At 59.7% G+C, this 24,963-nt stretch carries 21 protein-coding genes; 12 read left to right on the top strand and 9 right to left on the bottom strand.

All coding sequences use genetic code 11. The annotated features are described in order from the left end of the window. Positions 1 to 25 precede the first annotated feature (25 nt). Positions 26 to 1,876: a sigma-54-dependent Fis family transcriptional regulator gene (locus N8H71_RS26430; RefSeq protein ID WP_262196241.1), complete on the bottom strand. Its 1,851-nt coding sequence runs from the start codon at positions 1,874 to 1,876 to the stop codon at positions 26 to 28. Positions 1,877 to 2,240: 364 nt separating this feature from the next. On the opposite strand from N8H71_RS26430, the gene N8H71_RS26425 reads away from it, so the two are divergent. From N8H71_RS26425 to N8H71_RS26400, 6 genes are read left to right on the top strand one after another with little or no spacing between them, the layout of a single operon-like run. Then, on the top strand, positions 2,241 to 3,335 hold the full coding sequence (locus N8H71_RS26425; RefSeq protein WP_007951489.1) for an ABC transporter ATP-binding protein: 1,095 nt from the start codon (positions 2,241 to 2,243) through the stop codon (positions 3,333 to 3,335). Further along, entirely contained in the window at positions 3,335 to 4,447 is a 1,113-nt protein-coding gene (locus N8H71_RS26420) for an ABC transporter ATP-binding protein (protein WP_262196239.1), read from the top strand. The genes N8H71_RS26425 and N8H71_RS26420 overlap by 1 nt, the downstream gene beginning before the upstream one ends. After that, the gene (locus N8H71_RS26415; protein ID WP_262196238.1) at positions 4,444 to 5,310 is read left to right on the top strand and encodes a carbohydrate ABC transporter permease; all 867 of its coding nucleotides are present in this window, start codon (positions 4,444 to 4,446) and stop codon (positions 5,308 to 5,310) included. The genes N8H71_RS26420 and N8H71_RS26415 overlap by 4 nt, the downstream gene beginning before the upstream one ends. A 9-nt stretch (positions 5,311 to 5,319) precedes the next feature. Further along, positions 5,320 to 6,120 (top strand): carbohydrate ABC transporter permease, encoded by an 801-nt coding sequence (locus N8H71_RS26410; RefSeq protein WP_007951486.1) that lies wholly within the window; start codon positions 5,320 to 5,322, stop codon positions 6,118 to 6,120. Positions 6,121 to 6,130: 10 nt separating this feature from the next. Then, positions 6,131 to 6,403: a DUF2160 domain-containing protein gene (locus tag N8H71_RS26405; RefSeq protein WP_039767461.1), complete on the top strand. Its 273-nt coding sequence runs from the start codon at positions 6,131 to 6,133 to the stop codon at positions 6,401 to 6,403. A 47-nt stretch (positions 6,404 to 6,450) separates the two neighbouring features. After that, complete coding sequence (locus N8H71_RS26400) at positions 6,451 to 8,193, top strand: ABC transporter substrate-binding protein (RefSeq protein ID WP_262196236.1); 1,743 nt, start codon at positions 6,451 to 6,453, stop codon at positions 8,191 to 8,193. 43 nt (positions 8,194 to 8,236) lie between these two features. Here N8H71_RS26400 and N8H71_RS26395 read toward each other — a convergent pair whose 3' ends face one another. From N8H71_RS26395 to N8H71_RS26385, 3 genes are all read right to left on the bottom strand, one after another. Continuing rightward, on the bottom strand, positions 8,237 to 9,115 hold the full coding sequence (locus N8H71_RS26395) for an alpha/beta fold hydrolase (protein ID WP_262196235.1): 879 nt from the start codon (positions 9,113 to 9,115) through the stop codon (positions 8,237 to 8,239). Between the two features lie 456 nt (positions 9,116 to 9,571). Further along, positions 9,572 to 10,981: a heavy metal sensor histidine kinase gene (locus N8H71_RS26390; protein ID WP_262196234.1), complete on the bottom strand. Its 1,410-nt coding sequence runs from the start codon at positions 10,979 to 10,981 to the stop codon at positions 9,572 to 9,574. After that, positions 10,978 to 11,652 (bottom strand): heavy metal response regulator transcription factor, encoded by a 675-nt coding sequence (locus N8H71_RS26385; RefSeq protein WP_262196233.1) that lies wholly within the window; start codon positions 11,650 to 11,652, stop codon positions 10,978 to 10,980. Before N8H71_RS26385 ends, N8H71_RS26390 begins: the two co-directional genes overlap by 4 nt. 408 nt (positions 11,653 to 12,060) lie before the next feature. Here N8H71_RS26385 and N8H71_RS26380 point away from each other — a divergent pair, with 408 nt between their 5' ends. The 5 genes from N8H71_RS26380 to N8H71_RS26360 all read left to right on the top strand — a co-directional run bounded on the left by N8H71_RS26380 (position 12,061) and on the right by N8H71_RS26360 (position 18,551). Next, on the top strand, positions 12,061 to 13,308 hold the full coding sequence (locus N8H71_RS26380) for a TolC family protein (RefSeq protein ID WP_262196232.1): 1,248 nt from the start codon (positions 12,061 to 12,063) through the stop codon (positions 13,306 to 13,308). Positions 13,309 to 13,357: 49 nt separating this feature from the next. Beyond that, positions 13,358 to 14,551 carry an efflux RND transporter periplasmic adaptor subunit gene (locus N8H71_RS26375; RefSeq protein WP_262196230.1) on the top strand — a complete coding sequence of 398 codons (1,194 nt, stop codon included), beginning with the start codon at positions 13,358 to 13,360 and terminating at the stop codon, positions 14,549 to 14,551. A gap of 15 nt (positions 14,552 to 14,566) precedes the next feature. After that, entirely contained in the window at positions 14,567 to 17,722 is a 3,156-nt protein-coding gene (locus N8H71_RS26370; RefSeq protein WP_262196229.1) for an efflux RND transporter permease subunit, read from the top strand. A gap of 216 nt (positions 17,723 to 17,938) precedes the next feature. Further along, entirely contained in the window at positions 17,939 to 18,139 is a 201-nt protein-coding gene (locus tag N8H71_RS26365) for a co-regulatory protein PtrA N-terminal domain-containing protein (RefSeq protein ID WP_179694427.1), read from the top strand. 79 nt (positions 18,140 to 18,218) lie between these two features. Continuing rightward, entirely contained in the window at positions 18,219 to 18,551 is a 333-nt protein-coding gene (locus tag N8H71_RS26360; protein ID WP_262196228.1) for a DUF2790 domain-containing protein, read from the top strand. 149 nt (positions 18,552 to 18,700) lie between these two features. Here N8H71_RS26360 and N8H71_RS26355 read toward each other — a convergent pair whose 3' ends face one another. Next, on the bottom strand, positions 18,701 to 20,026 hold the full coding sequence (locus N8H71_RS26355; RefSeq protein WP_262196227.1) for an OprD family porin: 1,326 nt from the start codon (positions 20,024 to 20,026) through the stop codon (positions 18,701 to 18,703). Between the two features lie 359 nt (positions 20,027 to 20,385). Between N8H71_RS26355 and N8H71_RS26350 the strand changes: the two genes are divergently transcribed. Beyond that, positions 20,386 to 20,850: a GNAT family N-acetyltransferase gene (locus N8H71_RS26350; protein ID WP_262196226.1), complete on the top strand. Its 465-nt coding sequence runs from the start codon at positions 20,386 to 20,388 to the stop codon at positions 20,848 to 20,850. A 71-nt stretch (positions 20,851 to 20,921) separates the two neighbouring features. Here N8H71_RS26350 and N8H71_RS26345 read toward each other — a convergent pair whose 3' ends face one another. From N8H71_RS26345 to nuoM, 4 genes are all read right to left on the bottom strand, one after another. Further along, the gene (locus N8H71_RS26345) at positions 20,922 to 21,299 is read right to left on the bottom strand and encodes a type II toxin-antitoxin system VapC family toxin (RefSeq protein WP_262196225.1); all 378 of its coding nucleotides are present in this window, start codon (positions 21,297 to 21,299) and stop codon (positions 20,922 to 20,924) included. Next, complete coding sequence (locus N8H71_RS26340; protein WP_262196223.1) at positions 21,296 to 21,727, bottom strand: type II toxin-antitoxin system Phd/YefM family antitoxin; 432 nt, start codon at positions 21,725 to 21,727, stop codon at positions 21,296 to 21,298. The genes N8H71_RS26345 and N8H71_RS26340 overlap by 4 nt, the downstream gene beginning before the upstream one ends. Before the next feature lie 203 nt (positions 21,728 to 21,930). Then, complete coding sequence (gene nuoN, locus N8H71_RS26335) at positions 21,931 to 23,394, bottom strand: NADH-quinone oxidoreductase subunit NuoN (RefSeq protein WP_007951465.1); 1,464 nt, start codon at positions 23,392 to 23,394, stop codon at positions 21,931 to 21,933. A gap of 7 nt (positions 23,395 to 23,401) precedes the next feature. After that, positions 23,402 to 24,934 (bottom strand): NADH-quinone oxidoreductase subunit M, encoded by a 1,533-nt coding sequence (gene nuoM, locus N8H71_RS26330; protein ID WP_007951464.1) that lies wholly within the window; start codon positions 24,932 to 24,934, stop codon positions 23,402 to 23,404. Positions 24,935 to 24,963 lie beyond the last annotated feature (29 nt).

Below are 24,963 nucleotides of genomic sequence, written 5' to 3'. Positions count from 1 at the left end.
GCGTGGGAACGATCACGTGGGGCGCTCAGTTTTCAAGCTGCCGCAATCGCTTGTACAGCGTATTGCGGCTCACCCCCAACCGTCGCGCCAGATGGGAAATATTGCCCCCGGCCAGTTGCAACTCCCGGTTCAACGCCTCGGCATCGTTCAGATTGATGCCCAAGGGCTCGGCCACTTCCACCGGCTCCATTTCCAGATCGACAAAAAAGTCGTCCGGCAAATGCTCGGGCCGAATCGGTTGTTCCTCGGCCATCGCCAGCGCCACCTGCATCACACTGCTGACCTGACGCAGATTGCCCGGCCACGGATGCCGCTCGAACAACTCCAGCACTTCGCGACTCAATCCCGCCCACTGCGACGGCTCGCGATGCTGATCCCACAGCCGTTTGAACAGTGCCTGCTTGTCACTGCGCTCGCGCAGCGGCGGCAATTCCAGGGTCAGGCCGCCGATGCGGTAGTACAGATCCTCGCGAAAACGCCCCAGTTGCACCTGTTCCCTGAGCGAACGGTTGGTAGCGGAGATGATCCGCAGGTCCACCGGAAACAGCTCGCTGCTGCCCACCGGTTGGACGCAGCGCTCCTGCAACACCCGCAACAGCCGGGCCTGGGTTGGCAGCGGCATGTCGCCGATTTCGTCGAGGAACAGCGTGCCCTTGTCGGCCTTGCGGATCAGGCCGATGCTGCCTTTCTGGTTGGCGCCGGTGAACGCGCCTTTTTCATAGCCGAACAGCTCGGACTCCACGAGTTCGGCGGGGATCGCTGCGCAGTTGACGGCGATGAACGCCTGTTTGCTGCGGGAGCTGGCCTGGTGCAGGGCCTTGACGAAGACTTCCTTGCCGACCCCGGTTTCCCCGTGAATCAGTAGCGGAATGTCTTTTTCCAACAGCCGCTCGGCCTGACGCACGGCTTTTTCCACGCGGCTGTCGCCGAAGTGCAACGTGTTCAGGCTGATGGCCGTCGGTACAGCAACTCTCGGTTCAGCGGTTCTTGTTTCAGCGAAGACTCGCGCCTGGATCGGCGCCTGTTTAGGCCGTTTCAACAAACACTGGAAACGATTGTGCCCGGAGGTCTGCAAGGCAAACGGCATACCGTCCGGCTGATTGATCAACTCCAGCAACGACACCTTGAACAGGCTTTCAACGCTGACCCGCGATAACCGCACCCCCAACAGATTGTCGGCCCGGCGGTTGGCCGACAGCACCTGACCGCTTTCATCAAAGATCAGCAGCCCGGCCCACTGGCTGTCGAGGTTGTTCAACCCGGTGTTGAAGGTCAGTTGAAAGTGTTGGCCATGGAACAGGTTGAGGATCAGCCGGTTTTCCACGGTCTGGCTCATCATCTTGACCATGCCGAGGGTGTGCGAGGGCGGCAGGTAGCTGTCGCTGGACACGTCTAGCACGGCGATGATCTTGCGCTCGGCATCGAAAATCGGCGCGGCGGAACCGGTCATGAAGCGGTTGGCCTTGAGAAAGTGTTCATCGTGTTCGATGTGCACCGCTTGCTCGCAGGCCAGCGCGGTGCCGATGGCGTTGGTACCGCTGGCGCGCTCGACCCAACTGGCGCCGGCCTGAAAACCCCGCGCCAGGTTCGGCTCGATAAAGCGCTGGGTGCCCCAGGACGTCAGCACCTGGCCCTGATTGTCGGCCAGCATGATCAGGCAATTGGAATTGCTCAGGATGTTTTCGTAATACGGCAGCACTTCCTGGTGAGTGGTCTGTACCAGCGAATGATGGCGGTCGAGCAACTGCGCGATGCCGGCGGCGGGCAACTGATCGAAGGCCGGGGCGCTTTGATGATTGAGACCGAAGGCGCGGCAACGGGACCAAGAGTCCTGGACGATGGCGTCGTGGGAAAGCGGCGGGGCAGGTGCGGCCATGGCAGTCAGCCTCTGAATACAGCATTTTTATTATTGTTATTGAGATCTCTGTGGGAGCGAGCTTGCTCGCGATAGCGATGTGTCAGTTACATCAACGGTGAATGACATACCGCTATCGCGAGCAAGCTCGCTCTCACAGGATCCGTGCCAAAAAAGCATCCATAGAGTGTTGTTCACTATTGTTCATTGTCAATCGCCCGACTGTTCAATTGTTCAGTCGCGACTGTTCACTTGTGTTCAGCTACGAACCCCGGTTTGCGTGGCCTCCAGCGAATTTTGCGGTAAATCAACAGCTTGCCGTTTCTGGCACGAATGTCGCTCTACAGCACAGGTCGCTTGACTCCAATAATAAAAAGGCCGAGCCATGTCACTCACCCTGGAGCACGTCAGCCGTACCGTCGAGGGCCAGACCTGGATCGACGATGCGAGCCTGAAATTCGAACCTGGATCCTTCAACGTTTTGCTCGGGCGCACGCTGTCCGGCAAGACCAGCCTGATGCGCCTGATGGCTGGTCTGGACAAGCCCGACAGTGGCCGCATCCTGATGAACGGCGTCGACGTCACCCAGCGCCCGGTGCGCTTGCGCAACGTGTCGATGGTCTATCAGCAGTTCATCAATTACCCGACCATGACGGTGTTCGAGAACATCGCCTCGCCGCTGCGCCAGGCCGGGATCTCCAACGAGCAGATCCAGAGCAAGGTGCAGGAAACCGCGAAGATGCTGCGCATCGAGAAGTTTCTGAAGCGCTATCCGCTGGAACTGTCAGGCGGCCAGCAGCAGCGCACGGCCATGGCCCGGGCGTTGGTCAAGGATGCCGAACTGATCCTGTTCGACGAGCCGCTGGTCAACCTCGACTACAAACTGCGCGAAGAACTGCGCCAGGAAATGCGCGAGCTGTTCAAGGCGCGCCACACCATCGCCATCTACGCCACCACCGAACCCAACGAAGCGCTGGCGCTGGGCGGCACCACTACCATTCTGCACGAGGGCCGGGTGATCCAGAGCGGCCCCTCGACCGAGGTCTATCACCAGCCGCAAACGGTGCTGGCGGCCGAACTGTTCTCCGAGCCGCCGATCAACCTGATGCCGGGACGCATCGCCGGCAACGAAGTGAGTTTCGCCAACTTCGTACACTTTCCGTTGAACGTCGATCTGCGGCCGGTGGGCGAGGGCGAGTTCCGCTTTGGCGTGCGCCCGAGCCACATCTCGCTAGTACCGAGCAACGATGACGACCTGGAACTGGCGGTGACCGTCGAGGTGGCGGAAATCAGCGGTTCGGAAACCTTCCTCCACGTGCGCAACGAGCATTTTCTGCTGGTGCTGCATTTGCCCGGTGTTCACGAATACGACGTCGATGCGCCGATCCGCATCTATATCCCGACCCATAAACTGTTTGTGTTCGATGCGCAGGGCCGTCTGGTGCAGGCACCGGGCCGGCGTGTCGCGAGGGTTGCCTGATGGCCGAAATCCGTTTGCAGCACCTCGCCCACAGCTACAGCAAAACCCCGAGCGGGCCCGAGGATTACGCGATCCGCGAGATGGATCATATCTGGGAGCAGGGCGGCGCCTATGCCTTGCTCGGCCCTTCGGGTTGCGGCAAATCGACGTTGCTCAACATTATTTCCGGTCTGCTCAGCCCGTCTCAGGGGCATGTGCTGTTCGACGGCAAAGCGGTCAACGACCTGACGCCGGAGAAGCGCAACATCGCCCAGGTGTTCCAGTTTCCGGTGGTGTACGACACCATGACCGTGTTCGACAACCTGGCCTTTCCCCTGCGCAATCAGGGCCTGGCCGAGGCGAAAGTGCACAGCAAGGTGCAGGAAATCGCCGAAGTCCTCGATCTGCAAAACCTGCTGAGTAAAAAGGCGCGCAACCTCACCGCCGACGAAAAACAGAAAGTCTCCATGGGCCGTGGCCTGGTGCGCGATGACGTGTCGGCGATCCTCTTCGATGAGCCGCTGACAGTGATCGACCCGCACCTGAAATGGAAACTGCGGCGCAAGCTCAAGCAGATCCACGAGCAGTTCAACATCACCATGGTCTACGTCACTCACGATCAGCTGGAGGCTTCGACCTTCGCCGACAAGATTGCGGTGATGTACGGCGGCCAGATCGTCCAGTTCGGTACGCCACGGGAATTGTTCGAGCGGCCGAGCCACACCTTTGTCGGCTACTTCATCGGCAGCCCGGGGATGAACCTGATCGAAGTGCAGCCGCAACCGGGCGGGGTCGGTTTCAACTCGACCCACCTGCCGCTGTCCGACGCCTTGCAGCGCCATATCGAACACGGTCAATGGAAAAATCTGAAGGTCGGCATCCGCCCCGAGTTCATCCATGTGTGGGACGAGCCGTTTGATGACGCGATGCAGGCGCGGGTCGTACACGTCGAAGACCTCGGCACCTACAAGATCATGACCCTGGACCTCGACGGTGCACCGCTGAAAGTGCGTCTGGCCGAAGACAAGCCGGTGCCGCAGGGCATGGCGTACATCAGTTTTCCGGCGCAGTGGCTGATGGTCTATGCCGACGAGTTTCTGCTGGATGCCACCGACAGCGAGGTACAGCCATGAACAAGGTGCAGAACAACAAGGCCTGGTGGCTGGTGTTGCCGGTGTTCCTGCTGGTGGCCTTCAGTGCCGTGATCCCGATGATGACCGTGGTCAACTATTCGGTGCAGGACATCTTCGACCAGTCCAGCCGCTACTTCGTCGGCGCCGACTGGTACAAGCAGGTGCTGCTCGATCCGCGGCTGCACGACTCGTTGCTGCGCCAGTTCATCTACTCGGCGTGTGTGCTGCTAATCGAAATCCCCCTCGGTATCGCCATTGCGCTGACCATGCCGACCAAGGGCCGCTGGTCATCGGTGGTGCTGATCGTGCTGGCGATTCCGCTGCTGATTCCGTGGAACGTGGTCGGCACCATCTGGCAGATTTTCGGCCGCGCCGACATCGGTCTGCTGGGTTCGAGCCTCAACGCCATGGGCATCAGCTACAACTATGCGGCCAACACCATGGACGCCTGGGTCACCGTGCTGGTGATGGACGTCTGGCACTGGACTTCGCTGGTGGCGCTGTTGTGTTTCTCCGGCTTACGAGCGATTCCCGACGTGTATTACCAGGCCGCGCGCATCGACCGGGCTTCGGCCTGGGCGGTGTTCCGGCACATTCAGTTGCCCAAGTTGAAGAGCGTGCTGCTGATCGCGGTGATGCTGCGGTTCATGGACAGTTTCATGATTTACACCGAGCCGTTTGTGCTGACCGGCGGCGGGCCGGGCAATGCCACGACCTTCCTGAGTCAGACCCTGACCCAGATGGCCGTAGGCCAATTCGACCTGGGGCCGGCGGCGGCATTCTCGCTGGTGTACTTCCTGATCATCCTGCTGGTGTCCTGGCTGTTCTACACCGCCATGACCCACAACGATGCCAACCGCTGAGGCCCGGCCATGAGCAAAAGAAAGCTGATTCCCCTGCTGCTCTACATCCTGTTCCTGCTGGTGCCGATCTACTGGCTGCTGAACATGTCGTTCAAGAGCAACACCGAAATCCTCGGCGGACTGACCCTTTTCCCACAGGATTTCACGCTGGCGAACTACAAGGTGATCTTCACCGACCCGAGCTGGTACACCGGGTATATCAACTCGCTGTACTACGTCAGTCTGAACACGATCATTTCTCTGACCGTGGCACTGCCGGCAGCCTACGCGTTTTCGCGCTATCGCTTTCTCGGCGACAAGCACCTGTTCTTCTGGCTGCTGACCAACCGTATGGCGCCGCCGGCGGTCTTCCTGTTGCCGTTCTTCCAGCTGTATTCGTCTATCGGCCTGTTCGACACCCACATTGCCGTGGCGCTGGCGCACTGCCTGTTCAATGTGCCGCTGGCGGTGTGGATCCTCGAAGGTTTCATGTCCGGGGTGCCGAAGGAGATCGACGAAACCGCCTACATCGACGGCTACAGCTTTCCCAAGTTCTTCGTGAAGATCTTCATTCCGCTGATTGGCTCCGGCATCGGTGTGACGGCGTTTTTCTGCTTCATGTTTTCTTGGGTCGAACTGCTGCTGGCGCGCACGCTGACCTCGGTGAACGCCAAACCGATCGCGGCAGTGATGACGCGCACGGTGTCGGCATCCGGCATTGACTGGGGCGTACTGGCGGCGGCGGGGGTGTTGACTATTCTCCCCGGCATGCTGGTGATCTGGTTCGTTCGCAACCACGTGGCCAAGGGCTTTGCCCTGGGCCGGGTCTGAGGAACTGATGATGGAATGGATGAGCTGGACCGTCCCGACGGCGGCGTTTTTCATCGTGATCGGGTTGATCCTGGTGGGCATGACCACCTGGGAACTGCGCTCGCCGAGCATCTTGCGGCGAGGGTTTCTGCCGATTGCCACCACCCGTGGCGATCGCTTGTTCATCGGTCTTCTCGGCAGCGCCTACCTGCATCTGCTGGTAATCGGCGTGACCGACTGGAGCATCTGGGTAGCGTCCGCGTTGTCCCTGGTGTGGCTGTTGGCTGTGATGCGTTGGGGCTAGTCGAATCGCTCGGCAATCTTGCTCCAGAACTTAAACAGGAGGTCTCTATGTTCGATAAGAAAAATAAGCTGCGACATAGCATTTCATTGGCAGCCATGCTGGCACTCAGCGGTTTGAGCGCGTCCGCCTGGGCCGACGCCTACGAAGATGCCGCAAAAAAATGGATAGGCAGCGAGTTCAAGCCGTCGACCCTGACGGCCGAGCAGCAGCTCGAAGAGCTGAAGTGGTTCATCAAGGCGGCCGAGCCGTTTCGCGGGATGGACATCAAGGTCGTCTCGGAAACCCTGACCACCCACGAATATGAATCCAAGGTGCTGGCCAAGGCCTTCAGTGAAATCACCGGCATCAAACTGACCCACGACCTGCTGCAGGAAGGCGACGTCGTGGAAAAAATGCAGACGGTGATGCAGTCGGACAAGAACATCTACGACGGCTGGGTCAACGACTCGGACCTGATCGGTACGCACTTTCGCTACGGCAAGACCGAATCGATCACCGACCTGATGGCCAACGAAGGCAAGAATTTTACTTCGCCGACCCTCGACATCAAGGACTTCATCGGCATCTCCTTCACCACCGCGCCGGACGGCAAGATCTATCAATTGCCCGACCAGCAGTTCGCCAACCTGTACTGGTTCCGCGCCGACTGGTTCGAACGCGCCGACCTGAAAGCCAAGTTCAAGGAAAAGTACGGTTATGAACTGGGCGTGCCGGTGAACTGGTCGGCCTATGAAGACATCGCGAAGTTCTTCAGCGAAGACGTCAAGGAAATCGACGGCAAACGTATCTACGGGCACATGGACTACGGCAAGAAAGACCCGTCGCTGGGCTGGCGCTTCACCGATGCCTGGTTCTCCATGGCCGGTGGCGGCGACAAGGGCATTCCCAATGGCTTGCCGGTGGACGAGTGGGGGATTCGCGTCGAGGATTGCCACCCGGTCGGCTCCAGCGTGACTCGCGGCGGCGACACCAACGGCCCGGCGGCAGTCTTTGCCACCACCAAATACGTCGACTGGCTGAAGAAGTACGCGCCACCGGAAGCGGCGGGCATGACCTTCTCCGAGTCCGGCCCGGTGCCGTCCCAGGGCAACATCGCCCAGCAGATCTTCTGGTACACCGCCTTCACCGCCGACATGACCAAACCGGGCCTGCCGGTGGTCAACGCCGACGGCACGCCGAAATGGCGCATGGCGCCGTCGCCGCGGGGACCGTACTGGGAAGAGGGGATGAAACTCGGTTATCAGGACGTGGGTTCCTGGACCTTCATGAAATCCACGCCTGAGAAACAGAAACTCGCGGCCTGGCTGTATGCGCAGTTCGTGACCTCGAAAACCGTGTCGCTGAAGAAAACCATCGTCGGCCTGACGCCGATTCGCGAGTCGGACATCAACTCGCAAGCGATGACCGATCTGGCACCGAAACTCGGTGGTCTGGTCGAGTTCTACCGCAGCCCGGCCCGCGTGCAGTGGACCCCGACCGGCACCAACGTGCCGGACTACCCTCGCCTGGCACAGCTGTGGTGGAGTCACATCGCCGAAGCCGCCAGCGGCGACAAGACCCCGCAACAGGCCCTCGACGGTCTGGCCAAGGATCAGGACGCGATCATGACCCGTCTGGAACGCTCCAAGGCCCAAGCGGTGTGCGCACCGAAAATGAACCCCGAGCGCGACGCGCAATACTGGTTCGACCAGCCGGGCGCACCAAAACCGAAACTGGCCAACGAGAAACCGAAAGGCGAAACCGTGAGCTACAACGAACTGCTCAAGTCGTGGGAGGCGGCACGCAAGTAAGCGCTTTTGCGGGACGGAACGGCACCTTCGGGTGCCGTTTTTTTTAGCCCTCGATTTCACGTTTCACCGCCCGGCGCACCGCTTTTAGGAGGGCGTTTTCAAAGGCATTGTGCCCGGCGTGCAGCAGCCGGCAGTGGATGTTCATGCGTTGTCTGAGCCAGCGCACGCTGGCCATGCCATGGGTGTCGCGGATGCCCTGGATCAGCAAGGTGTTGTCGTCGAGGGTCAGGTGTTCATCCTTTGGCGTGAAGCAGTAGTTCTGCAGGTGGTAATGCAGTTCCAGACGGATCGCGAGCACCGCTTCCTGATCGACGAAACGCTCCAGTGTGTCGGGGCAGATCGTCTGGCCTGTGCGACGTAAAACAGCGTTCAACCATTCGATGGCGGCGCGGTGTTGCTGCGATGGACAGCCTTCGCCGAGGATCCGGTAGATGTCCTTCGCGCGATGGCCTGACGACGTTTGAGGCGATTGTGCCAACCCGTCATTGAGCGCCTTATCGTAGACCCGGACATTGTCGGCAAACGGCACGAATACCGAGACCAACGTGGTTTTCAGCAGGTGCTGCGGGTAACGCTGCTGGTACTGAATCGCTAGCCAGCTACCCCATGACACGCCCAACACGCTGATTTTTTCGAAGCCGAAATGCTGTCGCAAGGCATCGATGTCTTCGACACACAGCCCGGTGCTGTTGTCCCGCAGTTCGCCGTAAGGCGTCGAGCGCCCGCAGCCCCGCTGGTCAAACAGGATGATGTCGAACCGGCCCGATTCGAAGAACTGCAAATGGTGGCGACTGATACGTCCGCCCGGGCCGCCATGGAGGAAAAACACCGGTTCGTGTCCCGGAACACCATGGCGTTCCCAGTAGAGTTGATGGCCGTCGCCGGTCGGGTAATAACCTCGGCTGTGCAGGGAATGGGTCATGTCGGTTGCGCAGTCTGGAGACTTTGAAGCGGATGGCACGCGTTGGTCTTCATGCCGCTGACGTAGCTCATAGCGTGTTTCCCCTGACAGTATTGTAAGTGAGCGATTTCAGACACGAACCGAATCTAGAACTGTGGCAATAGCGGGGTCAAAAATGTGCGGATGTTTCCGTGCGCAGAATTTTCGTGTTTCGAAACACGTACTGACAAAACGTGAATTGACCCGTCTGGGTCAGTGATCTGGCTTGATTTAAAGGGGGAGGAGGCGCATGGCAACGGGGCAATGAAACGATTGGAAGTTACTTTCTGAAGAGTTTTGTTTCCTCGATTCGTCAGATGTTTCATCGCATGGTTGATGCAAATTCGTACTGAAGGATTTACGCGGCTATATGGAACACTTGTGCGGTGATTTTTCCCATGAGGTTTGAGAAAACACCGCACAAATCGGCTTGAAGATTTAGTGCTGCTGCCGGTGCATCTCGGGAAACACCAGGCTGAACACCGTCATCGCTCCCGGACGGCTTTGAACCTGCGCGCTGCCCTGATGCAGGGTCATGATCGAGTGCACGATGGCCAGCCCCAGACCGGTACTGCCCTGTGAACGGGTGCGACTGCTGTCGACCCGGTAAAAACGGTCGAACAGATACGGCAGGTGCTGAGCTTCGATGCCCGCACCGGGATTGCTCACCCGCAATGACACTTCGTTCGGCGCCTGTTCGATGAACAGCGAAACGGTCTTGCCGGACGGGCAGTGGCGCAGGGCATTGGACAGCAGATTGGAAATCGCTCGCTGAATCATCAGCCGGTCGCCCGACACCTGGGCGCTGCCGATGACTTTCAGATCGATCTGTTTGTCCTGCGCCGTCAGAGAAAACAGATCGGCCACCCTGAACGCCTCTTGCTCCAGCGAAATCGGTTCGAACGAGGCGTGCGCCGCAGGCTGGCTGGCCTGGGCCAGGAACAGCATGTCCGAGACAATCCGCGCGACCCGCTCCAGCTCTTCGGTGCAGGACACCAGAACGTTGGTGTATTCCTCGACCGAGCGCTCCCGCGACAGCGTCACCTGCGCCTTGCCCATCAGGTTGTTGATCGGCGTGCGCAGCTCGTGGGCCAGATCGTCGGAGAACTGCGACAACTGCTGCACGCCGCTGTCCAGGCGATCGAGCATGACGTTGATGCCCTGCGCCAGTTCGCTGAGTTCCTGGGGCATGTTCAGCACCGACAACCGGTGATCGAGATCCTGCGTCGTCACTCGCGCCGCCACTTTGCGAAACTCGCGCAACGGCGCCAGTCCTCGTTGCACGGCGCCCCAGGCAGTCAGGCCGATGAATACCAGCAGCAACGGCAAGGCCATCAGCGTCGAGCGCAAATAAGCGCTGAGCAGAGCCTGATCGTGGGCGTTATCCATCGACAGCAGCACCGGGACGTTGCTGCCGTTCTTGAGGCGAATCAACTTGGAGACGGTGAGGAATTTTGCACCTTCGCCGTCGGAATTATCCGTGTAGGTCAACTGATCAGTCGTTGCGCGGACGGCTTTCAACTCAATTCGCGGATCCGTCAATCCCGATCCGGATTTGAGCAGTGGTGAGCGCAGATTACTACGGTCATAGATCGTCAATGTCAGGTTGTCATGCCCCATGACCTGATCGAGCAGAATGTGCGGTTTCGCGCTGATCTCACCGGTGTCGGCGTACAGCGTCAGGCTGTGCTCGACCTGTTCCATCTTTTTTTCCAGGCTGTCCCGGGACAATGCGTTCAGCTCATGAGTCAGGGCGAAATACGCGAGGATCGCCAGGAACACCACCAGCAATGCGCCGAGAATACTGACCGTCAGACCCAGCCGCAGCGACAGGCTGGCCGGCTTCATTCCCGCGCCTCCAGCACATAGCCGACACCGCGCAGGGTGTGGATCAGTTTGCTGTCGAACGGGTCGTCGATCTTCGCCCGCAAGCGGCGGATCGAGACTTCGACCACGTTGGTGTCGCAGTCAAAATTCATGTCCCACACCAGCGAGATGATCTGGGTGCGGGTCAGCACTTCGCCGGACTGGCGCATCAGCAGATGCAGCAGGGCGAATTCCTTGGTGGTCAGGTCGATGCGCTGCGTGCCACGAAACGCCCGGTGACGGCCCGGATCGAGTTCCAGATCAGCGACTTTAAGCACCTGCGGCACCGGGATGGTTTCACTGCGACGCATCAACGTGCGTACCCGCGCCAGCAGTTCCGGGAACTCGAACGGCTTGACCAGATAATCATCGGCGCCCAGATCCAGACCCCGGATCTTGTCCGCCAGCCGCCCGCGTGCGGTGAGCATCATCACCCGGGTGGAGTGGGTGCGACGCAGTTGTTCCAGCACACTCCAGCCGTCGAGTTCCGGCAGGTTCACATCGAGAATGATCAGGTCATAAACCTGTTGTTGCGCCAGGTGCAAACCATCCGAGCCATTGACCGCGTGATCAACGATATAACCACTTTCGGTCAGGCCCTGATGCAAGTATTCGGCAGCTTTAAGCTCGTCCTCGACGACAAGGATTCGCATGATGTTTCACCACTTTTAATGAATGGGTATTTAAGTAAGTGAGTCTGGAAGTTGCAGTTTTTGTGGGGACTTCCTGACGGACTTTGAAACTGAGTGGCGCGCACGGTAAAGGCTGTAGTGGCTACAGAGTCAACACCTGAGCCCTTTAAATCGGCCTTCTGTGACAGCCTGTCGCAGCGTAATCATCAGTTTTTCATGACTTCCATTTCGGCAAGTGCTGTTCGGCAGATAACTAACGCGTATTTGTTTCCATGTATTGCAATAGCGCTAGTCGAACTTCGAATCCTAGAGCAAAACAACTTCGTTAAACCGTGGATAACGGATTTGTAATGTTCACGTCACCTTGTCGATAAGTTCGAAACCCTACCGTGGCGCCATCAACGATTCTTGATTGAAGGAAGCCTTCCATTGCCCGGTTTAATTGAACTGACGGCGCGATCACGCCTGAAAAAAACCGCCAGCGGCCTCTTGTTGCTGGCCTGTACCAGCCTTGCCAGTGCATCGACTTTGACGCTGGAACAGGCGCTACAAACCGCGTTCGCCGGCAATTCGGATCTGGCCGCCGCGCAGTGGGAAATCGGCATTGCCGAAGGTGACCGCAAGCAGGCCGGGCTGATCCCCAACCCCGAGGTGTCGTGGGAGGCCGAAGACACCCGGCGCGAATCGCGTACCACCACGGTGATGCTCAGCCAGCCGATCGAACTGGGCGGCAAGCGTGGCGCGCGGATTGATGTGGCGAGTCGTGCGCAGGATGCCGCCGGCATCGAGCTGGAGCGCAAGCGCAACGCACTGCGCGCCGACGTGCTTCAAGCGTTCAACGGCGCACAGACCGCGCAACAACGTTTGCAACTGGCCAGGCAGTCGCTGCAACTTGCCGAGCACGGTTTGCGCGTGGCGCAGGGACGAATCGAGGCGGGCAAGTCGTCGCCGGTGGAAGGCACGCGGGCGCAAGTGCAGCTCTCGGAAGTGCGCCTGGAATTGAGCCGCGCCGAGCGCGATCAGGCCAATGCGTACCAGCAATTGGCTCAAGTCATGGGCGCAGCGTTGCCGAAGTCGACCACGGTACAGACCGCGACTCAAAGTCTGCCGAGCGTACCGCTGCCCACCCGTTTGCTTGAGCGCCTGAACGAGACGGCGGAGCTGCGTCTGGCCAGGTTGCAGATTGATCAGCGCGAAGCGTCGCTGGGGTTGGAAAAGTCCCAGCGGATTCCCGATCTCACCGTCAGCATCGGCAGCCAGTACAGCGAAACCGAGCGCGAGCGGGTCAACGTGGTCGGGCTGTCGATGCCGATTCCGTTGTTCAACCGCAATCAGGGCAATGTGCTGGCGGCCGCTCGGCGTACCGATCAGGCGCGGGATTTGCGCAACGCCACCGAGCTGCGCTTGCGCACGGAAATCCAGACCACGCTGGCGCAATGGCAGACCGCCAACGGCGAAATCCAGGCGTTCGACCGGACCATCCTGCCCGCCGCGCAAAGTGCGGTGGACAGCGCTACTCGCGGTTTCGAAATGGGCAAGTTCGGCTTCCTCGACGTGCTCGACGCCCAGCGCACATTGATCGCCGCTCGCAGCCAATACATCCAGGCGGTGAGCGAGGCGACCGACGCCCGGGTCCGCATCGAACGCATCTTCGGCGACCTCAGCGCCAACCCTTGAATTTCAACTTTCTGATCACTGCGCGATGGCACGGCGCAGAGGAGTTTCCATGGACAAAAAACTGATCGTGGTCGCTGCGGCGACGTTGGCGTTGGGCATTGGCATCGGCTCGATGTGGGGCGGCAATGCGTCTATCGATGCGCATGCCGATGAAGCGGCGGAACACGCCGATCACGCCGAAGAAGGCGCCGCTGCTGACGGCGAGCACGGCGAAGAAGGGCACATCGAATTGACTGCCGAGCAGATCGCGGCGGCGGGGATTCAACTGGCCGCCGCCCAGGCGCGGAACTTCAGCCTCGGTCTGTCGTTTCCCGGCGAAGTGCGTTTCGACGAGGACCGCACCGCACACGTCGTACCGCGTGTGCCGGGCGTGGTCGAGTCGGTGTCGGTCAATCTCGGGCAGTCGGTGAAGAAAGGCCAGTTGCTGGCGGTGATCGCCAGTCAGCAGATTTCCGATCAGCGCAGTGAACAGGCAGCCGCGCAACGTCGTCTGGCTTTGGCCCGCACGACGTTCGAGCGCGAGAAGAAACTGTGGCAGGACAAGATCTCCGCCGAACAGGATTTCCTTCAGGCGCGCCAGGCTCTGGAAGAAGCCGAAATCGCCGTGAGCAATGCCCGGCAAAAGATCAGCGTGCTCAGTGGCAGCGTGGTCGCCACCGGTGGCAATCGCTACGAGCTGCGGGCGCCGTTCGACGGTGTGGTAGTGGAAAAACACCTGACGCCGGGCGAGGTGGTCGATGAAACCACGGCGGCGTTCACGCTCTCGGATTTGTCGCGGGTGTGGGTTACGTTCGGCGTTTCACCGAAGGACTTGAACAAGGTGCAAGTGGGCAAAACCGTCACCGTCAGCGCGGCGGAGTTGAACGCCGAAGTCAGCGGCACCGTGGCTTACGTCGGCAGCCTGCTCGGCGAACAGACCCGTACCGCGACCGTGCGCGTCACCCTGGAAAACCCGCAAGGTTCATGGCGTCCCGGCCTGTTTGTCACCGCGCTGGTCGCCACCGACAGCCGTCAGGCCAAAGTCGCCGTACCCGAGACCGCGATCCAGACCGTCGAGGACAAACCCACGGTATTCGTGCGCACCGACGACGGCTTCAAGGCGCAAGCGGTGGAGCTGGGCAGTCGCGCGGCGGGTCAGGTGGAAGTCATCGCCGGACTGGAGCCTGGCGTGCAAGTCGCGAGCGCCGGCAGCTTTGTCCTCAAATCGGAGCTGGGCAAAGCCTCGGCCGAGCACAGTCATTAATCGCGGAAGACTCCCATGTTCGAACGCCTGATCCAGTTTGCCATCGAGCAGCGCATCATCGTGCTGCTCGCCGTTCTGCTCATGGCCGGCCTCGGCATCGCCAGTTATCAGAAACTGCCGATCGACGCCGTGCCTGATATCACCAACGTCCAGGTGCAGATCAACACCGGTGCGGCGGGGTTCTCGCCGCTGGAAACCGAGCAGCGCATCACTTTCCCGATTGAAACCGCGATGGCCGGCCTGCCGGCGCTGGAGCAGACCCGCTCGCTGTCGCGTTCGGGGTTGTCCCAGGTCACTGTGATCTTCAAGGACGGCACCGATCTGTTCTTTGCCCGGCAATTGGTCAACGAACGCTTGCAGTCGGCCAAGGAGCAATTGCCCGAGGGCGTGGAAGCGGTGATGGGGCCGATTTCCACCGGGCTCGGAGAGATCTTCTTATGGACGGTCGAGACCAAGGAGGGCGCGCTGAAAGATGACGGCACGCCCTACACGCCGACCGACTTGCGGGTGATTCAGGACTGGATCATCAAGCCGCAACTGCGCAACGTCCCCGGCGTGGCCGAGATCAACACCATTGGCGGTTTTGCCAAGGAGTACCAGATCGCGCCCGATCCGAAAAAACTCGCGGCCTACAAACTGACTCTCACCGATCTGGTGACGGCGCTGGAGCGCAACAACGCCAACGTCGGCGCCGGGTACATCGAGCGCAGCGGCGAGCAATTGCTGATTCGCGCGCCGGGCCAGGTAGCGAGCACCGAGGACATCGCCAACATCGTCATGGCCAACGTTGACGGCACGCCGATCCGGATCAAGAACGTCGCCACCGTGGACATCGGCCGCGAACTGCGCAGCGGCGCCGCCACGGAAAATGGCCGTGAAGTAGTGCTCGGCACCGTGTTCATGCTGATCGGCGAAAACAGTCGCACGGTCTCCCAGGCCGTCGCCGCGAAGCTCGAACAGATCAACAAGTCGTTGCCCCCCGGCGTGGTCGCGGTGCCGGTGTATGACCGTACGCATCTGGTCGACAAGGCCATCGCCACGGTGAAGAAGAACCTCGTCGAGGGCGCGATTCTGGTGATCGCGATCCTCTTCCTGTTCCTCGGCAACATCCGCGCTGCGCTGATCACGGCGATGGTGATTCCGCTGTCGATGCTGTTCACCTTCACCGGCATGTTCAGCAACAAGGTCAGCGCCAATCTGATGAGCCTCGGCGCGCTGGACTTCGGCATCATCGTCGACGGCGCGGTGGTGATCGTCGAAAACACCCTGCGCCGGCTGGCCCATGCGCAGCAGCATCACGGGCGTCTGCTGACGCGATCCGAGCGTTTTCATGAAGTGTTTGCGGCGGCGAAAGAGGCGCGGCGACCGCTGATTTTCGGTCAGTTGATCATCATGGTCGTGTACCTGCCGATCTTCGCCCTGAGCGGCGTCGAGGGAAAAATGTTCCACCCGATGGCGTTCACCGTGGTCATCGCGTTGCTCGGCGCCATGCTCTTGTCCGTGACCTTTGTGCCGGCGGCGATTGCGTTGTTCGTGACCGGCAAGGTCAAGGAAGAAGAGGGCGTGGTGATGCGCGGCGCCCGTCGCGTTTATGCACCGGCGCTGGACTGGGTCATGTCCCACCGGACGATGGCGGTCGGCGCGGCGTTGGGTGTGATCGTGCTCAGCGGTGTGGTCACCAGTCGCATGGGCAGCGAGTTTGTGCCGAGTCTCAGCGAAGGCGATTTTGCCTTGCAGGCATTGCGGGTGCCGGGCACCAGCCTGACGCAATCGGTGGACATGCAGCAGCGGCTGGAAACGTTGATCCTCAATAAGGTGCCGGAAGTCGAGCGTGTATTCGCCCGCACTGGCACTGCGGAAATCGCCTCCGACCCGATGCCGCCGAACATCTCCGACAGCTACGTGATGCTCAAGCCCAAAGAGCAATGGCCGGATCCGGGCAAGTCCCGCGAAACCCTGATGGCGGAGCTGCAGCAAGCCGCCGCGACGCTGCCGGGCAGCAACTATGAATTGTCGCAGCCGATCCAGTTGCGCTTCAACGAGCTGATCTCCGGCGTGCGCAGCGACGTGGCGGTCAAGGTGTTCGGCGATGACATGGACGTGCTCAACGCCACGGCGGCGAAGATTGCCGCCGCGATGCAGAAGGTCAACGGTGCGTCTGAGGTCAAGGTTGAGCAAACCACCGGTCTGCCGGTGCTGACCATCAACATTGATCGCGACAAGGCCGCGCGTTACGGGCTCAACGTTGGCGATGTGCAGGACACCATTGCGGTGGCCGTCGGCGGGCAAAAGGCCGGGACCTTGTATGAAGGTGACCGTCGCTTCGACATGGTCGTGCGTTTGTCCGACGCCATGCGCAAGGACATCGACGGGTTGTCGGCGTTGCTGATTCCGGTGCCGGCGGCTGGGGGCGATGCCTCGAGTCAGATCGGCTTCATTGCGCTGAAGGACGTTGCCAGCCTCGATCTGGTGCTGGGGCCGAATCAGGTCAGCCGCGAGAATGGCAAACGCCTGGTGATCGTCAGCGCCAACGTGCGTGGGCGTGACATCGGTTCTTTTGTCGCCGAGGCAGGCGAAGTGATCGAGCGCGATGTGCAGGTGCCGGCAGGTTATTGGACCACCTGGGGCGGGCAGTTCGAGCAACTGCAATCGGCGGCCAAGCGCTTGCAGATCGTGGTGCCGGTGGCGTTGCTGCTGGTGTTCGGGTTGCTGTTCATGATGTTCAACAACCTCAAGGACGGCTTGCTGGTGTTCACCGGGATTCCGTTTGCGCTGACCGGCGGGGTCATGGCGTTGTGGCTGCGGGACATTCCCCTGTCGATCTCGGCGGGCGTCGGTTTTATCGCGCTGTCCGGCGTGGCGGTGCTGAACGGGTTGGTGATGATCGCGTTTATCCGCAACTTGCGGGAGGAGGGGCGTTCGCTGTCCGAAGCGATTCACGAAGGTGCGCTGACGCGATTGCGCCCGGTGTTGATGACGGCGCTGGTGGCGTCCCTGGGCTTCATTCCGATGGCGCTTGCGACCGGCACCGGGGCCGAGGTGCAGCGACCGCTGGCGACGGTGGTGATTGGCGGGATCCTGTCCTCGACCATTCTCACGTTGCTGATCCTGCCGGCGCTCTACCAGCTCGCCCATCGGCGGGAGGAGGACACTGGTCAACTGTATAGATGACCTACCTGTGGGAGCGAGCTTGCTCGCGAAGAGGCCGTGTCAGTCGACTGATGAGCTGAATGACGGACCGCTTTCGCGAGCAAGCTCGCTCCCACAGTTTTTGTATTGATCCAGTAGGACGGTGGCACATAACGGATATGTAATTTCGGCGCCACCGTCACGAAAGGTTCGGATTGTTACCTTGATCCCGTCAGTGACTTGAATGAGGAATCAACGATGAAACTTGCACAGATTGGCGCGTTTGCCGTGGCTCTGATGATGTCTTCCCTGGTGTTGGCCGAAGGTGGCGGCGACCGCACTTTCGACAGAATGATGGCCGCCAACGACCGTTCGATGGAGGTGTTTGCTGCGAAGGAAAAGGCCCGTGATCCGGTCGTCGTGAACGACAAGAAGGACGACAAGACCCAAGACCTGTAAGTGTGCTGCCAGTGAATGAGCCCGTCATCGCGCATCGATGGTGGGCTTTTTTATGAGTCGTGTTTTGAAGGAAACGAATATGAAGCTTCTCAAGTGGATGGCGTTCACCGGTGTCATGACAATGTCTTTGAATGCGTTGGCCGAAGGCGGTGGCGACAGAACGTTCGACCGGGCGCTCAGCGCCAACACCAAAGCCATGGAGCAGTACGCGGCCGCCCAGGGTAAAGCGGCGCCGGTGATCAAGGAATACGAGTACGGAATGAAGCTGGATGTGAAGAAAGTGGTGAGCGTTGTCCGGCCAAAGAATGAATGCGCGGTCGTGCCGGCTGCGATGACTTACGAAGACTCCAAGGGGCAACTCAATACGGTCACTTACAACGTGATGGGGAATTGTCGTCAGCAGGGGGGCTGACGCTAATCCCTGCTGAAACGCCCGGTTCATGTTCAGTGAGTCGGGCTTTTTTTCGGGCATAAAAAAGGCGCCCCGAAGGACGCCAAAGATTCACCTCTTACCAAAGGAGCAAGGAGCTTCTAAAGGTGAATGGGCGTTGCTCGTGAAACTCAGAGAATCGCCAGCGGGTATTCGACGATCACCCGTACTTCATCCAGATCCGACTCGAATGCCGTGGCCCGGGTGGTGGCCTGGCGCAGACGCAGCGACAGGTCTTTCATCGAACCGCTCTGCACCACGTATTTGACTTCGATATCACGCTCCCAGCGCTTCTGGTCAGTCAGCGGATTGCCCTCGGCATCGCGGCGCATGTACACGGCGTTGGCGTTGGAATAATCGGCGTCGGTGCCGCGTGCGTAACGGGTCATGAACGACAGGCCGGGCACGCCGTAGGTGGTCATGTCGAGGTCGTAGCGCACCATCCAAGAACGCTCTTTCGGCGAGTTGAAGTCGCTGTACTGGATTGAGTTGTCGAGGAAGATCGAGTCGGACTGACGCAGGTAGTCGAAGTCGTCGTTGCCGTTGTTGCGCTGGTGGGAGAGGGCGACGGAGTGCGCGCCGAGCTTCACGCCGACGCGGCCGCTCCAGATGTTGTTGTCGAACTCGCCGAGCAATTGTTTGCCCTCGTCGACCGCCTTGTAATAGTTCAGGCCGCCGAACAGCGAAAGGTCATCCGACAGTGGAAACGTCCAGGCGGTGCCTGCGTAGTACTGGTTCCAGGCATCTTTGAGGCGGCTGGAGTACAGGCTGAAACTCAGATTTTTGTTTAGCGCGTAATCGCCGCCACCATAGGCGATCCACGGCGAGTTGACCGGCCCGGCATAGAAGGTCGCGAAGTTCTCGCGAAGGTCGCTGGACACTGGCTGGCTCATCGCATGCAACCGGCCGCCCTGGATCGACAGGTCTTCGATGCTGGTGTTGGTCGCCGTCACCCCGCGAAAGCTTTCCGGCAGCAATCGCGAATCGCCCGCCGCGACCACCGGGTTGGCCGGGAACACATCACCGACTTTCACCACCGTATCGAAAGCGCGCACTTTGGCGGCGCCACCGACCTTGGTGTATTCGTCCCGCGCTTCACCGTCGCTGTTGACCGGCAACACATCGAACGAACTGCGGCCACCGTTGCGGCCGTCGCCGGTGTCGAGTTTCAGACCGATCATCGCAAACGCATCCAACCCGACCCCGACGGTGCCCTGGGTGAAACCGGATTCGAACTTGCCGATGATGCCGTGGGCCCAGGCTTCGGAATAACCATTGCCGGTGGGGCTGGACTGGCCGTTGCGGTGGTCACGGTTAAAGTAAAGGTTACGGTTGAGCACCGTCAGGCTGCTGCCTTCGATAAATCCTTCGGGTTTTTCTTCTGCAAACACCGTGGACGGCACGGCGCCGACAACCACTGCCAGAGCGGCCATCGACATTTTTGGGTTGTTAACCATCAATCACTCCTTGGGTTCGGCAGAACGGGAACGAGCTTCGGCGTGGGTTTTATTGTTCGACGGGCAAGGGCCCGCCGGCATGGTCGCCGGGTGACATCGTTGCAGGCTGCAGATAACGCGGAGGTGATTGGGGAATTACAATTTCGTTAGGTGGCCTGCGATTGACGTGACGGAACAATCCGCAGCACTATCCCGCCATGACCACCCAACTTCGAATGACCATGATGTGCTCCTCTATGACCGCTTCCTGCGGGCCATAGGGTCATGCATGTCTGGTCAATGACGTGTTACCCAAAGCCCCGCCAGAAATGGACGGGGCTTTTTCATTGCCCGTCCGCACATGGCTCAAGGAGAGAGAAATGTTCGAAATGAAAAGAGCCAACCCGGACGATGCTGGGATAGCGTTCGAGATTCGGCGACTGGCGATCCGGCATCAATGCATCGGTGCCTACAGCGAGCAGCAAATGCTCGACTGGACAAAGGGCTCGGCAGCAGACGGTTATGACACGCTCATGCAAAAGCATTTCTATCTGGGTTGCGTTGAAGGTGAGCCCGTGGCAACCGGCATGCTCGATCTGGAGCACCGCGAAATTGGCGCAATCTTCATCCATCCGGATTTCATGCAGCGCGGGCTGGGTAAGCGTGTGCTGCACTTTCTGGAAGCGCTGGCACAGGATCTGGGACTGGCAGAGGTTTGTCTGGATGCGACGTTGAATGCCGCTGATTTTTATCGGCGCTGCGGTTACGTCGGGGAGGGGAGGGCGATCTATCAATCGCCTTCAGGTCTGCAACTGGCTTGCGTGCCAATGGTGAAGAAACTGTGATGGCAAAAACGGCACCCGAAGGTGCCGTTTTTTAGTGTGCGGGCAAAGCTTCAGCGCAACTGGCGTGAGGGCTAGATCAAAATGGCCAATGAAGTGTATTTGGCAACGATAGGATCTGCAGTGAGAAGCTTCATGGGTTCCGTCATGGCGGTTGCCACAATAAGGCGGTCGAACGGGTCACGGTGGTGAGATTCCAGATCCTTCACCGCAATCGCGTGTTCTGATGAAACGGGCAACTCAATGAACCCGCTTTCAACGCAGTATCGCCGAATCTCGTCCAGATCAACGCTCAGTTTTCCCAGGCCGACCTTGATCGCCATTTCCCAGAACGTTGCGGCGCTGACATAGATTTCAGCAGCGTTATTGATGAGCTGTCTGGCTTTGCTGGACAGCTTCTGATCATCGGCGAGTACCCAGATTAAAACATGGGTATCGAGTAACACCCTCATGCTTTCTGGCCTTCAAAGGCATCCAGTAGATCGTCTGGTAGGGCGGCATCGAAGTCGTCGGTAACGATAAGTTTGCCTTTCATCGCGCCTATTCGTTGCCCGCGTGGTCGTTCCACAGGAACCAGGCGAGCAAGTGGTCGGCCATGCTTGGCGATGGTGATGACTTGTCCGGCAGCCGCGTCATCGACTAGTTTGGATAAATTGTTTTTGGCTTCGGCCAGCGGAACAATGATCATGGTTCGCCCCTCGTATTCTGGACAAATATAGCCAGAATTTTGTGGGGCTGCAAAGTTGAGCGAAGCCTCAGTGCAGATGAATGACGCAAGGCGAGGTTTTTCGTTGTAGCGCTCAGACGGAACTTCGTTTCGGCTTCCACCCGCAAAAGCGCCATAACCATCGACCAACTCGTAAAAGGTCTCGCGTTTCATAATCTGTTTTGCCTCGATTGATATTTTCCGCAGGCACTCAGGATAGATGCACTCTCTCAATTCTGGCTGTAGGACGGACCTGACAGTACTGCGCGAGCTTTCGGGAAAATCAGCAGGAGAACAAAGCAGTGGTAACAAATCCCACAAACAAAAACGGCACCCGAAGGTGCCGTTTCTGTTTGTAGCCAACTGTCGCTGAGCGATCAGCCCGCCAGGCCCGATTGCTGAACCAGGGTCAGCAACGGTTGTGGGTAGACGCCGAGGAAGAACGCCACCAGGGCGATTGCCAGCAGCATCACGCCGCCTGCTTTCTGTTCCCAGTGCAGCTGGGCGTCGTGGCGGCGCAGGTTTGGTTCGATCAGGTACAGGGTGACCATCACGCGCAGGTAGTAGAACACGCCGATGGCGCTGCCCAGTACCAGCGAACCGACCAGCCACCATTGGTGCGACTCGACACCGGTGGCGATGATGTAGAACTTGCCGATGAAGCCAGCGGTCAGCGGGATACCGGCCAGGGACAGCATCATCACGGTCAGTACGGCGGTCAGGTACGGACGGCGCCAGAACAGGCCGCGGTACTCGTACAGCGCGTCTGCGTCACGGCCGTTGTACGGCGAGGACATTAGGGTGATCACGCCGAAGGCGCCGAGGCTGGTAATCACGTAGGTGACCAGGTACACGCCGATGGCTTCCACCGCCAGACCCTTGCTCGCCACCAGTGCGATCAGCAGGTAGCCGAAGTGCGCGATGGAGGAGTAACCGAGCAGTCGCTTGAGGTTGCTCTGGGTCAGGGCCAGCAGGTTACCGAACAGGATCGAGGCGATGGCGATGATGGTCAGCACGTTGCTCAGTACGCCACTGCTTGCGGCAGGGGAGATCTGGAACAGACGAACCATGACCGCGAACACGGCCACTTTCGAAGCGGTGGCGAGGAACGCGGCTACCGGTGCCGGAGCACCTTCGTACACGTCCGGCGTCCACAGGTGGAACGGTACCAGCGACAGCTTGAACGCCAGACCGATGAGCATCATGCCCAGGCCCAGTTGCGCCAGCGAGCTTGGCAGACCGGTTGCAGCCAGTGCCTGACCGATACCGACGAAGCTCAGCGAACCCGAGTCGGCGTACAGCAGCGCCATACCGAACAGCAGGAATGCGGAACCGGCGGCCGACAGCACCATGTACTTGATGCCGGCTTCCAGCGAACGCTTGTTGAAGAAGGCGTAGGCCACCAGACCGTAGACCGGCACCGACAGCAGTTCCAGACCGATGAACAACCCGGCCAGGTGCTGCGCGCTGACCAGAACCAGGCCACCGGCGGCGGCCATCAGGATCAGCAGGTACAGTTCTTCACGGTTGCCCGGGTAACCCGAACCGCCATCGCCGAGGTAGGCGTGGGCGAGGGTGACGCAAGCGAGGGTGGCGACCAGGATCAGCGCCATGTACAGGCAGGCAAAGGTGTCGATCTGCAGCAATGGAGTCACGGCCAGAGGCGCGACTTTCAGGGCTGGCAGGATCGACAGCAAGGCCAGGTTCAGACCTGCCACCGAAATCAGGAAGGTCTGCGAGTGGTTGCGGCGCCAGGCGATTGCCAGCATCACCACGATAATGGTGAGGCTGGTGATCAACAGTGGCGCAAGCGCAATAAAGTGTTGAATCGTGAATTCCATAGCGCTCTTACCGGGCCGAAGCGAGTTGAGTGAAGGCGGTGCCGAGCCACTGCTGCACGCCATGCATCGTGGCGGCGGAAGTGTCGAGGAACGGTTGCGGGTAGACGCCGAGGTAAATCAGCAGTACCGCAAGGCCCAGCACCATGATCAGTTCGCGACCGTCCATGCCGTGCAGGATCGAATCCGATTTGGACGGACCGAAGTAAGCGCGGTGGATCATGATCAGCGAGTAGACCGAACCGAACACCAGACCGGAGGTGGCAATCGCGGTGATCCATGGCGCACTGGCGAACGTACCGATAAGGATCAGGAATTCACCGACGAAGTTACCGGTGCCCGGCAGACCCAGAGAGGCGGCTGCGAAGAACAGGCTGATCGCCGGCAGGTAAGCGATACGCGACCACAGACCGCCCATCTCACGCATGTCACGCGTGTGCAGACGCTCGTACAGCTGACCGCTGAGGATAAACAGTGCTGCTGCCGACAGACCGTGCGCCAGCATCTGGATCACGGCACCTTGCAGTGCCAGTTGGCTGCCGGAGTAGATGCCGATCAGTACGAAGCCCATGTGGGAAACGGACGAGAAGGCGATCAGACGCTTGATGTCGGTTTGTGCGAACGCCAGGAACGCACCGTAGAAGATCCCGATCAGACCGAGGGTCATCGCGATCGGCGCGAACTCGGCCGAAGCGTTCGGGAACAGCGGCAGGGCGAAACGCAGCAGACCGTAGGCTGCGGTTTTCAGCAAGATACCGGCGAGGTCGACGGAACCTGCAGTCGGTGCCTGGGCGTGAGCATCAGGCAGCCAGGAGTGGAACGGAACCACTGGCAGCTTGACCGCGAAGGCGATGAAGAAGCCGAGCATCAGAATGTACTCGGTGGTCATCGACATCTTGGTCTTCAACAGATCGGCGTAGTTGAACGTGATTACGCCAGTGCTGTTGTAGTTGACCAGTACCAGACCGAGGATCGCCACCAGCATGATCAGGCCGGAAGCCTGAGTGAAGATGAAGAACTTGGTCGCTGCATAGATACGGGTTTTCTTGCCGTCCGAAGAACTGTGACCCCAGAGCGCGATGAGGAAGTACATCGGCACCAGCATCATTTCCCAGAAGAAGAAGAACATGAACAGGTCGAGGGCGAGGAACACGCCGACAACGCCGCCCAGGATCCACATCAGGTTCAGGTGGAAGAAGCCAACGTGACGTTGAATCTCTTTCCACGAGCAGAGTACCGACAGGATACCCAGCAGACCGGTCAGCAGGATCATCAGCAGCGACAGGCCGTCGAGGGCCAGGTGCACGTTGATGCCGAAGCGCTGGATCCAGACGTGCTTGAACTCAAGCGCCCAGGTCGGATCGGCGCCAGGCGCCGGAGCAAATGAATAGTCACCGTGGGCCCACAGCCAGAGGCCGAGGGCGAGTTCCAGGGTCATGGTCAACAGCGCAATCCAGCGGGGGAGGGTAGCGCCGAAGCGCTCACCCATCCAGCACAGCAGGCCGCCGATGAAGGGGATCAGGATTAGCCAAGGCAGAATCATGACGGGCTCGTTTCCTTTCGCAAATTCGC

It is taken from the genome of Pseudomonas koreensis, from assembly GCF_025447595.1.
GTDB classification, from domain to species: Bacteria; Pseudomonadota; Gammaproteobacteria; order Pseudomonadales; family Pseudomonadaceae; genus Aquipseudomonas; species Aquipseudomonas koreensis_H.
Note: the sequence above shows the minus strand (reverse complement) of the source record. Positions and strands in the feature narration are given on the sequence as shown.

Coding starts and splice junctions, on each gene's coding strand:
- N8H71_RS26395 (WP_262196235.1), bottom strand. CDS start 9,115: ATGACCCATTCCCTGCACAGCCGAGGTTATTACCCGACCGGCGACGGC.
- N8H71_RS26415 (WP_262196238.1), top strand. CDS start 4,444: ATGAACAAGGTGCAGAACAACAAGGCCTGGTGGCTGGTGTTGCCGGTG.
- N8H71_RS26420 (WP_262196239.1), top strand. CDS start 3,335: ATGGCCGAAATCCGTTTGCAGCACCTCGCCCACAGCTACAGCAAAACC.
- N8H71_RS26400 (WP_262196236.1), top strand. CDS start 6,451: ATGTTCGATAAGAAAAATAAGCTGCGACATAGCATTTCATTGGCAGCC.
- nuoN (WP_007951465.1), bottom strand. CDS start 23,394: ATGGAATTCACGATTCAACACTTTATTGCGCTTGCGCCACTGTTGATC.
- N8H71_RS26350 (WP_262196226.1), top strand. CDS start 20,386: ATGTTCGAAATGAAAAGAGCCAACCCGGACGATGCTGGGATAGCGTTC.
- N8H71_RS26370 (WP_262196229.1), top strand. CDS start 14,567: ATGTTCGAACGCCTGATCCAGTTTGCCATCGAGCAGCGCATCATCGTG.
- N8H71_RS26425 (WP_007951489.1), top strand. CDS start 2,241: ATGTCACTCACCCTGGAGCACGTCAGCCGTACCGTCGAGGGCCAGACC.
- N8H71_RS26340 (WP_262196223.1), bottom strand. CDS start 21,727: ATGAAACGCGAGACCTTTTACGAGTTGGTCGATGGTTATGGCGCTTTT.
- N8H71_RS26405 (WP_039767461.1), top strand. CDS start 6,131: ATGGAATGGATGAGCTGGACCGTCCCGACGGCGGCGTTTTTCATCGTG.
- N8H71_RS26390 (WP_262196234.1), bottom strand. CDS start 10,981: ATGAAGCCGGCCAGCCTGTCGCTGCGGCTGGGTCTGACGGTCAGTATT.
- N8H71_RS26375 (WP_262196230.1), top strand. CDS start 13,358: ATGGACAAAAAACTGATCGTGGTCGCTGCGGCGACGTTGGCGTTGGGC.
- N8H71_RS26410 (WP_007951486.1), top strand. CDS start 5,320: ATGAGCAAAAGAAAGCTGATTCCCCTGCTGCTCTACATCCTGTTCCTG.
- nuoM (WP_007951464.1), bottom strand. CDS start 24,934: ATGATTCTGCCTTGGCTAATCCTGATCCCCTTCATCGGCGGCCTGCTG.
- N8H71_RS26365 (WP_179694427.1), top strand. CDS start 17,939: ATGAAACTTGCACAGATTGGCGCGTTTGCCGTGGCTCTGATGATGTCT.
- N8H71_RS26345 (WP_262196225.1), bottom strand. CDS start 21,299: ATGAGGGTGTTACTCGATACCCATGTTTTAATCTGGGTACTCGCCGAT.
- N8H71_RS26430 (WP_262196241.1), bottom strand. CDS start 1,876: ATGGCCGCACCTGCCCCGCCGCTTTCCCACGACGCCATCGTCCAGGAC.
- N8H71_RS26360 (WP_262196228.1), top strand. CDS start 18,219: ATGAAGCTTCTCAAGTGGATGGCGTTCACCGGTGTCATGACAATGTCT.
- N8H71_RS26355 (WP_262196227.1), bottom strand. CDS start 20,026: ATGGTTAACAACCCAAAAATGTCGATGGCCGCTCTGGCAGTGGTTGTC.
- N8H71_RS26385 (WP_262196233.1), bottom strand. CDS start 11,652: ATGCGAATCCTTGTCGTCGAGGACGAGCTTAAAGCTGCCGAATACTTG.